Here is a 12,949-nt window from a genome sequence, read left to right as displayed (position 1 = left end):
GGCATCATTAGTATGCTTTGTACTATTTTACCTGCATATAGTGAGGATGAAGCACTCGTCACTGAAGAGAGTAACGATTGTACTCTAGATTTAGATAGCTCTGAATTCGGGGTTAGAGTTAGAAATATTAAGGGTGTGCCGCTGGAGAATACAAAAAATACTGTTAAAGCGTTAGGACAATTAATCAGGCCAAAGCAATGGGTTAAGAACTCGTTTGTCATGGTAGGGATGCTTTTCTCACAAAACTGGGGCCATGTCGATCTGTTGCTCAAGGCGATAACTGCGGCAATTGCATTTTGTTTTGTTTCTAGTGCAGTTTATGTCTTAAATGATTTTCTTGATCGGGAACGTGATCGGATGCACCCGAAGAAATGTCATCGTCCTCTTGCTTCGGGAGCAGTTACGCCCAGGGTAGCGGGAGTTATCTTTCTCTTTTTTCTCTTAATAGGCATGTTGTTAGGTTTGGCTGTTTCCAGTATTGCGCTAGGAATACTGCTTTATTATTTGGCCCAAAATATTGCTTATTCTAAGGGATTGAAACAAGTCGTGTTGCTTGATGTTTTATTAATCGCATTCGGTTTTATGCTTAGAATTTTAATGGGAACATGGGGCGTAGGAATTGCACCTTCGAAGTGGTTGCTGCTGAGCGGCTTAACCCTCGCCCTTTTCATGGGTTTTGGCAAAAGGTGGGCAGAACTCAATGATTTATTAACGGGGGCTAGCGCTCATCGACCGGTCCTGAAGAATTACAGTTTGGAACTATTAAATCAACTTTTGGGAATTACAGCCGGGGCAGTTATATTGACCTATAGCCTGTATGTAATAGATCCAAGTACCGTCATATTGCATCACACGACAACCTTGATCTATACGGTTCCTTTTGTGATTTACGGCTTGTGGCGATATCTATACCTCATCCGGATTGGTAAAGGGGGGGATCCCTCGAAATTGGTGACCAAAGATCCTCACATTATTGTCGCTGTCTTGTTGTGGCTGACGTCGGTCCTCTATATTTTAAGTTAGAAAAATTGGCAATCAAACTTGAGATAATAATTTTTCATAGAAAGTGAATGAGGTTGTGCTGTGTTTTCTGGTGGCCTAAAGGATGGATCAACTGGCTTACGCTTGAAAAAGCTGAGTTCCTTTTACTATTTAGTTTTAATTCTGGGATTTGTGCTAAGCGTTCTATGGGTTCTCTTAGTACGAACAGAACCTGTTTCTGATTTTGAGTATTATCAGAGAATAGCAACTCAAATAGCCAACGGGGGACAATGGGGAGATACCTACACTACGGTTGGGTATCCGATCTTTTTAGCTCCTTTTTATTGGCTACTGGGGGCTTCGACTTGGGTAGCGAAAGCGCTTAATTTGGTTTTAAGTACGCTAAATAATGTGCTCGTGCTTCATATTTTGGGAAAGATAGGAATTGCCGAGAGATTGCGTAAACGTATCTTTGTACTTTTTGTCTTATTTCCAATGAACATCTATTATAATAGCAATGTTGCTTCAGAGATATTGTTTACAACCCTCTTGTTGCTTGGAACTTATGTCTATTTATCTGATATAAAGTATAAATATGTGTCCATCGGGGTTATCACCGGATTAAACACCATGTTAAAGCCCTATTTCCCGCTCTTTGCCCTGACTATAATCCTTACTGATCTCGTTTGGCATAAAGAGTTCTTGAAAAGTTTCAAAAATGGTGTGGTTGTTATTCTCTTAGCTGGAGTTGTCCTAGCCCCGTGGCTTTATCGTAACTACAAGCTTACTGGCGAGTTTACTTATGTTTCAAATAATGGCGGAATTGTCCTTTATATTAACAATAACTCACAAAACAAACTTAGTGGCTGGATGCCCGCAGAAAACGTTGAAAACTCTGTGGTCAACAGGTCGGATTATCGGTCGGCAAACCCGACTGAAAAAAATAAAATGTTGAGTCGTGCCGCCAAGGCATGGATTGTAGGCCACCCGAGAGAATTTGTTAGCTTAGGTTTAAAGCGAGTCAAGAGGACGTTTATCCAATATGGAGATAAAAACTATGGAGATATTTTTTTAGCGTTTTATGGAAGCGGCATATCCCCTTCCCTCCAAATCAAGTGGTTTAAGGCGACAGAACTCATAAGAGCGTCGGTGTTTATCGGAGGCATCGCTAGCATTTTAAGCTATACCATAATGCATTTCGGTTTGTTTTTTGCCCGGGAAAATTATCAGCACAGAGAGAAAACGTGGTATATATCAAGCCATAGCCGTGATAAAGGATGTCTATTCCTTCTCATTACCTTCTATATGTTTGCTGGGGTTTATTTCCTCACGGAAGGGCAAAGCCGTTATGCTTTTCCAACCGTGTTAAGCTTGACCTTATATGTGGTACTGGGTATTGAAGGAATCTGGAGCAGTATTGAACGTATTTTGATAAAATTGCGAGGGTGAAACATGTTAGCATTAACGCTGATATCCGTGCTTCTTGGAGCAGTGGGACAAATATTCGTTAAGATCGGGGCTCAGCGTTTAGAACTCGATTTTTCAAGCGTTCATTTGCTCCAGAGCCTTATAGCTATTGTGAAGAATGGACCAGTGATGTTAGGAATGGTAATGTACGGCTTGAGTTTTGTGCTTTGGGTTAAGGTATTAAGCAAAGTTGAGCTCAGCTACGCCTACCCGCTAGTAAGCCTTGGGTATATCGTGATTATGTTTTTTTCATATTTTTACTTTAAAGAAGAGATATCCCTTTACCGGGCAATCGGGGTGTCGTTTATCGTGATTGGGGTGGTGTTTGTGGCTCGTTCTTAGATTATTTCAGGTATGGTATACTATGTGTTAAGATGGCAAGTTTGCACCAGAAAAACGGATAGTTTTCAACAGTGAAGGAGATCGGAGATTCATGGAAAGTAAAAACATAGTTTTCAATGCAGAGAACCGAGAACGTTTGCAAAAAGTACTCGCCCAGGCCGGAGTCGCTTCACGACGACATGCTGAACAGCTCATTCTGGAGGGGCGAGTTACGGTTAATGGAGATACAATTTCTGCTTTAGGGACAAAGGTCGGTATAAAAGACCATATTGAAGTTGATGGGAAGCCAGTTGAACGATTTGAAGAGTTTCAATACTACTTGCTCAATAAACCAGTTAGTGTGATTACTAGTGCGAGTGATCCCCAAGGGCGTCCCACTGTGGTTGATTTAATGAAAGATGTTCCAACTCGAGTTTATCCCGTTGGTAGGCTGGATTATGATACATCGGGTGTATTGGTTCTTACTAACGACGGAGAATTAGCTCATCGCTTAATGCATCCGTCGTACGGAGTTGAGAAGACGTACAGGGTCTGGGTGCAAGGTCCTGTAGGAATTAATGCCCTTGAACGTTTACGACAGGGAGTACTTCTTGAAGATGGAAACACCGCTCCAGCTAAAGTTGAGCGCGTGAGCGGTGTTTTGAAGCGAACTAACCTTGACTCTAAGGGTGATCACTTGGAAGTCCTTGAGGTGACGATCCATGAAGGTCGAAATCGTCAAATCCGCCGAATGTTTGCAGCCATTGGATATCCAGTCGTTAAACTTGAACGGATTCGTTTTGGAACGTTAACTCAGGAAAAGACTCTCTGTTCTGGCGCCTATAGAGCACTTACACGTCAAGAAGTAAAGGAATTGCGTTCTACAGTTGGCCTATGAAGTTACTGGTGCTTAGCCAATAGGATAAATAGGATGATCAATTTCTTTTCTCCATTTTTCAATGTCTCTTCCGCCAAAAGAACGCAAAGCGTTGGCTACTGAATTAATTTTTTCATGATGAGTTTGGATCAGTACTAACCAATGCCCTGTCCGTACCTCATGTTCATAGTGCCTAGCACGGATTTCAGAAAGACCATAGCTGAGGAGCACTTCCACAAGCCCCCGACTCTGTGGTTGGTGCATAAGTTGAGTGGCCAGTGGGCCGGCGACTACAACTTCGCCTAAGTTGGGTACTGTAAATGGTGGAGCTTGAACTAACCAAGCATTAAATTTGTCCAAGTTAATCTCACTGGGGTAATAAGCTAATTCATTAGCAATTTCTTCTTTGAACTCGCCCTGGTGGATATATTCGCTACGGACTATGACTGATATTCTGCTATTCGCTAGGGATTCCCCTTGGATCTCTTCAATTGCTTCTTTCGTTTGTTGCGGCCCTTTAAAAATGGCAACGACTGTATTAAGCATTAATTTATCCTCCTTTAGACGCATCTTGTGTTCTAGTATGTCCACAATTCACAACCGTAAAGCAAAGATTGCAGGAGAAAATCAAACGCATGGAGAATATTTTCGAGGATGAAATTCAAAGATAAAGTGCTTGCAATAGAGAAACGGAGAGAATAATGATGAAAATTAAGATTGGTAATGAACTTCTTGTCGAACATGTTCGCGTGCGAATTCGCATGGACTATCGGGGCGAAGCGCGGAGTGGACGCTTTTTCTTTGGAGGCAAGAGTAACGAACAAATGGCAGAAACGATGCGAGAACAGCAGGTCGCCTTATTGCGCAATGTTCCGCTTCAAGGGATTCTTATTGAAGATGTTGATTTGAGCCTAGATATCTACGTGGTGAGTGAAGGGGACGGGAAGCGTGTTCATGAAGTCGCTTATGCGCCCATTATATTGACCCTTCGAATTGAAAATCTCGACGATTTGTTGCCGTTGTTGATAAAATCTGAATTTCGGAAAATTGAGTTTCTTAGTCCGGAAAATATCACGCTTCACCGCTTGGACATGGAACGATTGCTCTATCGTATAAGCCAATCGTTTCAACAAGAGATAAAGTTTCTCGAACAGAAATATACGCGCTAACTGGTTCACTATGGGGGTAGGGAACAAGGATAACACGGAACTGAAAAAACTTTGTGAAAATTGTTTTTTTCTCTATAAAACTCTTTACATATTGAAATGTTCACAAGATTAGATTAATATGTGTTTAGGTGGTCTGACCATTCAGCAATCAGTCTGCCTAATGGTTGCACAATAAAAGCAGAGAGTAACGTGGAGGGAGGAAGACGCCAAGGGTAAAGAGTAAGTTCCGTATAAGGTTTGAATGAAATGGAAATGCTTTTACACATGTTTTAATGAAAGGTGGAACTAATTATGCCATGGACACAGAACTACGCCGCTTTAGGAAATAGTCTTGGACTCACGGCGTTGGCGGTATCCCTTCCGATTTTTTACTTATTTTGGGCGCTTGCCATTAAACGCATGAAGGGACATATTGCCGGAAGTACCACGCTCTTATTGACAATTATTGATGTTATGATAGTTTACAAGATGCCGCTAGGGACAGCACTGTCTGCGAGTGCGCTGGGAATCCTTAATGGATTGTTCCCAATCTCCTGGATCATTGTAACTGCCGTTTTTCTGTATAACCTAACAGTTGAGGCTGGACAGTTCGAAATCATTAAAAGTTCAATTGCCTCTTTGTCCAGTGACCGTCGTCTTCAAGCACTTCTTATCGCATTTTCCTTTGGAGCGTTTCTGGAGGGAGCTGCAGGATTTGGAACACCAGTTGCAATATCCGGTGCAATCCTGATCGGCTTGGGTTTTGAACCCCTCTATGCTGCGGGACTTTGTCTAATTGCGAACACGGCCCCAGTTGCTTTCGGGGGAATCGGTGTTCCGATTATTACCGCAGGTGCAGTTACTGGCATGAATGCAAACATAATATCTGCGGCTGTTGGACGTCAACTTCCATTCCTTTCAGTGTTCGTTCCCTTATATTTAATTATTCTTATGGCTGGTTGGAAAGGGGCTAAAGAAGTCCTGCCGGCTATCGCTGTTTCAGGATTTACCTTTGCCATTGCCCAGTGGTGGTCTTCAAATTATCTCGGACCTCTACTCCCCGATATCATTGCATCTTTATTCTCCCTCGTTTCCACAGTCATCTTGCTTAAATTCTGGAAACCCAAAAACATCTGGCGTTTTCCGAGTGAAAAAGGGGAAAAGGTTGCAGAGTTTAAAAAGTATACAACGGGTCAAATTATGAAGGCTTGGTCTCCTTTTGCAATTCTCACGATCATGGTGGGTATTTGGGGTACCAATAGTTTTAAAGATCTGATTGGAAAAAGCCTTAAATGGTTCGTAATGATCCCTCATTGGCCTGCATTGGACGGCTTAGTTTTAAAAACCATGCCGATTGTTAAAAAACCGGCGATTTACGCGGCAAGTTACAAGTGGGATTTCTTCGCAGCCGCTGGAACTGCGATCTTGATTACTAGCCTTATCACTATGCTCATTCTCCAGATAAGCCCGGCAAGAGCGGGTAAGGTCGCTGGGAATACGATAAAAACACTGGTCTATCCTATTATCACGATTGGTTCAGTGCTCGGTTTCGCTTACATTGCGAACTACTCAGGGCTTTCTTACACCCTTGGTCTTTTGTTCTCGCAAACTGGACATGCGTTCCCATTCTTCGCCCCAGTCCTTGGTTGGCTCGGAGTCTTCTTAACGGGATCTGACACTTCTGCTAATGCTTTATTTGCTCAACTACAACAAGTAACAGCTCAACAAATTGGTGTAAATCCTGTTCTGACCGTTGCTGCCAACAGCTCAGGTGGCGTTGTGGGCAAAATGATTTCTCCACAATCCATTGCCGTAGCGGCTGCTGCAACTGGTTTAGTAGGTAGAGAATCTGACCTCTTCCGTTTCACCTTAAAGCATTCACTCTTCCTTCTAACAATCATTTGCATAATGACTTATCTCCAAGCATATGTGCTTCAAGGCATGATTCCGACGATTGCTGGTATAATGCCGACAATTGCCTCACTCATACACTAAAATTTATCGTAGTATAAAAGTAAGATTAAAGTGGGAAGCGGTGGCATTTTAACCCTTCCCACTTTATTTCATTTTCATTGAAAGAGAATTGAGTTTTGATATTGAAATTTCTATAAAATTGAATTAATATATGGTTAGGTGGTCTGACCGTCAGATGAATGACCAGATGTTTTTTAAGGGGGTATAAGGATGTTAGCTCGTGAAGTGTTGCAAGAACTTGTTCAAGTGCTCGGTCGTGAAAATGTCCTCACAGAGCAAGAAGACTTATTGACTTATGCTTATGACGCAACCGCTGCGATGAAACATCATAAGCCGGATGTGGTGGTTTCGCCTCTTTCTACCGAACAAGTGTCAGAAATTGTAAAAATAGCCATACGTCACAATGTACCTATTTATCCTCGTGGTTCAGGGACCAACCTTAGTGGGGGAACCATTCCCACTGAAGGGGGTATCGTTCTCTCAATGCTCAATCTAAATAAGATCTTGGAAGTAGACCAAGACAATCTTACGGCAACAGTTCAACCAGGTGTCATTATTCAAGCGCTCAATGACGAAGCTGGTAAACATGGTTTGATTTATCCGCCAGATCCCGGTACGGTCACCACTGCTACTATGGGTGGCTCGGTTTCAGAGTGTTCGGGCGGATTGCGTGGTCTGAAATACGGTGTAACTAAACATTATATCATGGGTTTGAAAGTGGTCTTAGCCAATGGGGATGTTATCCGGTGGGGCGGAAAAACAGTTAAGAATGTCACAGGGTATGATTTAGTGGCCCTCTTCACAGGCGCTGAAGGAACCCTGGGGATTATTACCGAAATAATTGTCAAACTAATACCTGCTCCTGAGGCACGGAAAAGTATTTTGGCAGTCTTTGATAACCTTGATAAAGCGGGGAAGGCCATCGCGGCCATTATTCGTAATAAAGTAATTCCAGCGACCCTGGAGATTATGGATAACGATACCATTCAGACTGTAGAGCACTTTGTGCATGCGGGACTTCCGCTCGATGCCGAAGCAGTCCTCTTGTGTGAAGTCGATGGGTATAAAGAAGTTGTCGCAAGGGAAGCTGTTTTGGTTGAACGGATTTTGAAAGAAGAAGGGGCCGTTCAGGTCAATATTGCTAAAGATGATAAAGAACGCGATCTCCTGTGGCTGGCTCGCCGCAGTGCTCTTCCCGCTCTCGCTCAAAAGAGACCGACGACTGTACTGGAAGATGCGACCGTTCCACGTAGCAAAATTCCTGATATGCTTAAAGCGATTCGTAAAATTGCCGAAAAATATAATCTTCAAATTGCAACGTTTGGACATGCCGGAGACGGAAACTTACACCCCACGATTTTGACGGATGAACGAGATCTGGAAGAAATGAAACGGGTCCACTTGGCTGTCGATGAAATTTTCCAAGTGGCTATTTCACTAGGGGGAACCCTTTCGGGTGAACATGGGATTGGTATGGCTAAAATGAAATATCTTGATATGGAATTTGGAGAAGCCGGTGTAACGGCATTGCGGCGTATTAAAGAAGCCCTGGATCCAAACTATGTGTTGAACCCTGGGAAGATAGTAAGGAGGGACTAATCGTGTCCGTATATGATTCACTGGATTCGATTACCGAAGAACTCCATAAATGCATGAAATGCGGAAACTGTCAGGCCGTATGTCCCATTTATAAAGAAACACGCCAAGAGGTTGGAGTGGCAAGGGGAAAGATTAGTTTAGCGGAATATATTCTCTCAGGAGAAATGGAAATGACTGAGGGAATGGCCGATCGCTTTTCTCTATGCACAACTTGCATGGCATGTAATAATAATTGTCCGTGCGGAGTTCGGTTTGATAAAATTATCCTTGCCGCTAGGGCAGAGGCTGTGCGTAAAAAAGGGTTGCATCCGGTTAAAAAGATTGCCTTCACCGCCTTGAAAATGCAACGAATGTTCGATTTTGGGATGAAGACAGGAAGCATTTTCCAAGGTGTTGCCTTAAAGCACTTGCCGCATAAAAGCGATCGTATGGCGCGGATGCGCTTTGATATTGGGATTGGGACGGAAAAGGTATTTCCTATGTTAGCGAAAAAACCTTTGCGTTCCGAATATCCTGAAGTCATTCGTGTCAAAAATCCCAAAATGAGAGTGGCCTTCTTTACGGGATGTATGATCAATTACTTTTACACGGATATCGGGAAAGCAGTTGTCGAGGTGCTTACGGAAAACGATATCGAAGTCGTTATACCGAACGGTCAGGGCTGCTGTGGTATTCCGGCCTCGGTCAATGGGGATGTTGTCTCAGCGCGTGCTTTGGCAAGACGCAACTTACGAGCCTTTGAGAAGAAGGGGGCAGACGCCTTGGTTGTGGCTTGCTCTTCCGGAGGTACTGCCTGGAAACATGTCTTTAGCGAGCTGCTAGAAAATGATCCCGAATTCAAAGGCTTGGCGGATAAATGGGCTGGGAAGTCTTATGATATTTCGGAGTTCTTAATTCATAAAGTGCCCTTCAAAAAGGAAGGCTTGGGCCGTGTTTCGCGTAAAGTAACCTATCATGATCCTTGCCACTTAAACCGTGGACAGGGGATCCATCAAGAACCACGCGAAATCCTGAAAAGTATTCCCGGAGTAGAATTGATTGAGATGAAAGAGCCGGGCCGTTGTTGTGGTATGGCCGGATCATTTAGCCTAGTGCACCCGGATCTCTCCGTGCAGATTTCTGACCGTAAAACAGCCGATATTGCTCAGACTCATACGGATACTGTAGCAACAGGCTGTCCAGCTTGCCGCTTGCAGCTGCAAAGTGGCGTGGAAAATGTGGGGATACAGGAAGAAGTAGTCCACACGATTCAGATTCTGGCAGAATCTTATCGTGCAGGTAAGAAAGAATTAAAACGTTCTTAAAAGGAAAGGCTATTCAACATGGAAACGCTTCTGTCAGTAAGTGTTTCCATGTTTTTTTAAAAAAGAAATATAATTGGGTTTTGGTCATGTGATATGTTACACTATGGAGGTAACGAAAGGCTTAAAGTTATCATGGTCTAGAACCTGCGGAGGTCTTCCTTGAGCAGAGGTTCAAAAGGAGTGACATAGGCTAATGTTAAAACCCATTAAAACACGAAAAATCTATGAACAGATTGTTGATCAGATAGGTCAACTTGTTGCTGAAGGACAGTTGAAACCAGGCGACCGTTTGCCTTCAGAACGGGAACTAGTTGAGCGATTTCAGGTGAGTCGGGCCTCCATTCGCGAAGCAATCAGTGCCCTGGAGATGATGGGGCTGATCGAAGTACGTTCGGGTGAAGGAACCTACATCAGAGAGGTAAACATTGATTCAGTCGTTGCTCCCCTTGCCTGGATGCTCTTTATAGAAAAAGATACGGACTTGGAACTATATGAAGCTCGCAAGATTCTAGAGGTTCAGGCTGCTGGGTTAGCAGCAGAGAGAGCAGAAGACGATGAGATGAGCGATATGTTTGAAGCCTTAGAAATCATGCGAGTGGACCTCCAAAAGCAACTCTTGGGGGAGGAAGCAGATCATCACTTCCATTATGCCATTGCCAGGGCCACACATAACAAGATTCTGTTTCGCCTGATGAATACTATTTCAGATACCATGCAAAAGACTTTAAAATCTAGTCGAAGTAAGCTCTACGAAGATACAAACTCGCCAGAGAGATTATATAAAGAGCATCTTTTAATTTATGAGGCAATTAAAAATCATGATGCGGAGAGTGCACAGAAGCTCATGTTAGCGCACTTAGTGGGGGTAGAAAACCAACTGGCGAAATATATGCTTGCCAACATTGAATAATAAGGAAGGGTTTTGTAGTTAGAAAACGAATAGTCATGGCAATAAGTAAAAATAGTGAGGCTAAGAATATGACATGCCAAATCGTCTATCACAACGGAAATTGTCTTAACACAAAAAAACCGTTTGCCCGTGCTTGTAGATTGTGCATAGAGGGTTGTCCACACCAAGCGATTTCGGAATATCGCCAATTAGACGCCAAACTTTGCACAGAATGTGGAGCATGCATGGCCGTGTGTCCGAGTGACGGTTTTGTAGATCAGACGATGCATCAACTCCATGATTATCTTCTGGGGGCTAAAGAAATCGTTTTAAATTGTCCACAGGCCATTCCCCGTGGTTTTGAGATACCTTGTCTAGGGATTCTGGATAGGGACGGCTGGATCACCCTTATGCTCCTTGCTAGGGAAAAATCTGTAACGATTATGACGGGAGTTTGTGCTGAGTGCGAGGATCGTCAAGCTTGTGCTGCTAGTGTCCAGGTGTTTAAACAAGTGCATCTGGACTGGCCAGACCATGCAAGCGTACGCATACAAGTGCGACCGGAGGAAGAAACTGTAGTGTCAGAGACAGAAGACGGGTCTAAGTCTGTTGTTCGACGTGTGGAGATGACGGGTTGGCGGCAAAGAAGCATGAAAAAGATTGAGGAATGGCTACCCAATCTGACTGCCGATGAGACGTATCCCATGTCAAGATCACGTCAGTGGCTCCTTGGAGTTTTGGAAAAAACTTTGGAAGAGAAAATTCCGTTCCGTGCGCTAACCGTTGCTGATACGTGTACCAGTTGCGGGGTGTGTGCAGCGATTTGCCCACAGGGGGCGTTACAGAAGCGTGAAGAAATGAACCCAGTAATCGAAGATGCAGATAAAGAGGAAAAGATCATGTCACTGCGTCTTATTCTTGAACCTCAGAAATGTGTACATTGTGGTCGTTGTGTGGAAATTTGCCGACCTTTGGCTTTGTCATTTAGCACTAAGCAGTTGTCCTATCGTCTTCTGACTGGCAAGATATTACTTCACGAGGGAAGTCCGAAGTATTGCAGCCGGTGTGGTAAACGAATTTTTGATAACTCAGAGTTATGTTTGGTCTGTTCGACCAGCGATCCGGGTAGCGGTAGCTCCTTTTTCCTGTAGAGGGCCTTCCCAACCTAAGCGGCGAAATAGATAGGGGGCACCAAAGGATGTCCATAGCCCTCCTAACGTGAGAACCGGCAGATAAACCCAAAGATAGTGTTGGGTTAACGGGTGCCAAAGCCAGACCCAAAGTCCCAGCAGAGTGAGTCCAACCAGTGTTTTATAGAGAGATGGGGCAAATCGTGTGCGCTCTCGATAGTCCAACAATGAATCCTCCAGAAAATATCCGCTGGTAAAACCGATGACAAAGCCAACCATTTGCCACCCCTCACGAGTGTGATAAACAAGTAATAATAACAGAGGGAGGGCGATGGAGAGGAGGAGTTTGGTGGATAGCGAAAATGGGAGTTTAAACAAGGTTTCATCAAGCCGTTGAAACCCTAGGACCATAATGGCACCGAAAAGAAACCCGCCCAGAATGTCTCCTGGCCAATGTACCCCCAAATATAATCTTGAAAAACCAATCCCTACAATCATGAGAAATCCAATACCTAGCCATCGCTTTTGCCTGCGCCAACGCAGCCATAGATAGGAGTAAAAAGTAGCTGCTCCTTGACTATGGCCACTTGGGAAGGAATTCCCAGTTGCAGATGAAAGATAAATAGAGCGGATACCTGGTTGGCCGATCGGGCGCTGGGTGTGAAAAAAACCTTTGAGAAAGCCGTTAAAAGCCATGGATATCAGGAATAAAACAGCCAGTCTAAAACCAAATCGTTTGTCTACATTCCAAAAAAGAACCGCAATTAAGAGAATGTAAGTTGGTTCGCTTCCTAAGAAGCTAAGCAGGATGAAAAAAGCGTCCATGCTTGGATTGTGAAAGGATTGAATCGCCTGATAAAAGGCTAGCATCATCTTACGATTTTCCAGTCTTAGGCATGGTGACCACCGCAATCGCAGTGGGCACTGTGTTTGTGCGTCGTTTTCTTGGTTTCGCGTAATAGTTGATCTATTAAATGAGTGACATGAGAAATGGGCTGCTGCTGAATATCCTTGGCTAAGGCGAGAACTTCTTGGATTTCTTCTGGGCTTATGCCCATAGATAAGGCTTCTGTGACGGCGAGACGAAGCGCAGCTAGGGCATTACAGGCTGCGGCTGCAGAGATTTGGGTTATAACAGTGGTGCGTTGGTCGAGACTCATGAACGATTCCTCCTAATTTTATTCTTATTATTTGTTGATTGACAAAGTCTTAGGGTTTCTATTATCAATCTTAGCACAGAAGAGTTTTATGGGCAAAGT

General features: G+C 43.7%; 13 protein-coding genes. 10 read left to right on the top strand and 3 right to left on the bottom strand.

The annotated features are described in order from the left end of the window. Nucleotides 1-12: 12 nt before the first annotated feature. The 4 genes from DSOL_RS15285 (at nt 13) to DSOL_RS15270 (ending at nt 3,667) form a co-directional block, all read left to right on the top strand. Nucleotides 13-1,023, top strand: coding sequence for a decaprenyl-phosphate phosphoribosyltransferase (locus tag DSOL_RS15285; RefSeq protein ID WP_083642624.1), 1,011 nt, complete (start codon nt 13-15; stop codon nt 1,021-1,023). 60 nt (nt 1,024-1,083) lie between these two features. Next, nucleotides 1,084-2,430: a hypothetical protein gene (locus DSOL_RS15280; RefSeq protein ID WP_235838844.1), complete on the top strand. Its 1,347-nt coding sequence runs from the start codon at nt 1,084-1,086 to the stop codon at nt 2,428-2,430. 3 nt (nt 2,431-2,433) lie between these two features. Beyond that, entirely contained in the window at nt 2,434-2,790 is a 357-nt protein-coding gene (locus DSOL_RS15275; RefSeq protein ID WP_075365695.1) for an SMR family transporter, read from the top strand. A gap of 91 nt (nt 2,791-2,881) precedes the next feature. Next, nucleotides 2,882-3,667 carry a pseudouridine synthase gene (locus tag DSOL_RS15270; protein WP_075365694.1) on the top strand — a complete coding sequence of 262 codons (786 nt, stop codon included), beginning with the start codon at nt 2,882-2,884 and terminating at the stop codon, nt 3,665-3,667. A gap of 12 nt (nt 3,668-3,679) precedes the next feature. Here the strand turns inward: DSOL_RS15270 and DSOL_RS15265 are convergent, their stop codons facing one another. Beyond that, a complete protein-coding gene (locus DSOL_RS15265; protein WP_075365693.1) occupies nt 3,680-4,192 on the bottom strand; it encodes a hypothetical protein in 513 nt (170 codons plus the stop codon). A 158-nt stretch (nt 4,193-4,350) separates the two neighbouring features. Between DSOL_RS15265 and DSOL_RS15260 the strand changes: the two genes are divergently transcribed. The 6 genes from DSOL_RS15260 (at nt 4,351) to DSOL_RS15235 (ending at nt 11,711) form a co-directional block, all read left to right on the top strand. Further along, nucleotides 4,351-4,815, top strand: a complete 465-nt coding sequence (locus DSOL_RS15260) for a hypothetical protein (protein ID WP_075365692.1) — start codon at nt 4,351-4,353, stop codon at nt 4,813-4,815. Nucleotides 4,816-5,106: 291 nt separating this feature from the next. Beyond that, the gene (locus tag DSOL_RS15255) at nt 5,107-6,789 is read left to right on the top strand and encodes an L-lactate permease (protein WP_075365691.1); all 1,683 of its coding nucleotides are present in this window, start codon (nt 5,107-5,109) and stop codon (nt 6,787-6,789) included. 189 nt (nt 6,790-6,978) lie between these two features. After that, complete coding sequence (locus DSOL_RS15250; protein ID WP_075365690.1) at nt 6,979-8,367, top strand: FAD-binding oxidoreductase; 1,389 nt, start codon at nt 6,979-6,981, stop codon at nt 8,365-8,367. A gap of 2 nt (nt 8,368-8,369) precedes the next feature. Further along, a complete protein-coding gene (locus DSOL_RS15245; protein WP_075365689.1) occupies nt 8,370-9,671 on the top strand; it encodes a (Fe-S)-binding protein in 1,302 nt (433 codons plus the stop codon). A gap of 193 nt (nt 9,672-9,864) precedes the next feature. Then, on the top strand, nt 9,865-10,581 hold the full coding sequence (locus DSOL_RS15240) for a FadR/GntR family transcriptional regulator (protein WP_075365688.1): 717 nt from the start codon (nt 9,865-9,867) through the stop codon (nt 10,579-10,581). Nucleotides 10,582-10,649: 68 nt separating this feature from the next. Beyond that, nucleotides 10,650-11,711 (top strand): 4Fe-4S binding protein, encoded by a 1,062-nt coding sequence (locus DSOL_RS15235; protein WP_075365687.1) that lies wholly within the window; start codon nt 10,650-10,652, stop codon nt 11,709-11,711. Here the strand turns inward: DSOL_RS15235 and DSOL_RS15230 are convergent. Further along, nucleotides 11,655-12,563: a phosphatase PAP2 family protein gene (locus DSOL_RS15230; RefSeq protein WP_235838843.1), complete on the bottom strand. Its 909-nt coding sequence runs from the start codon at nt 12,561-12,563 to the stop codon at nt 11,655-11,657. The two genes, DSOL_RS15235 and DSOL_RS15230, sit on opposite strands and share 57 nt — an antisense overlap. A 17-nt stretch (nt 12,564-12,580) precedes the next feature. After that, nucleotides 12,581-12,850, bottom strand: coding sequence for a hypothetical protein (locus DSOL_RS15225; protein ID WP_075365686.1), 270 nt, complete (start codon nt 12,848-12,850; stop codon nt 12,581-12,583). Nucleotides 12,851-12,949 lie beyond the last annotated feature (99 nt).

It is taken from the genome of Desulfosporosinus metallidurans (assembly GCF_001936615.1).
GTDB classification, from domain to species: Bacteria; Bacillota; Desulfitobacteriia; order Desulfitobacteriales; family Desulfitobacteriaceae; genus Desulfosporosinus; species Desulfosporosinus metallidurans.
Note: the sequence above shows the minus strand (reverse complement) of the source record. Positions and strands in the feature narration are given on the sequence as shown.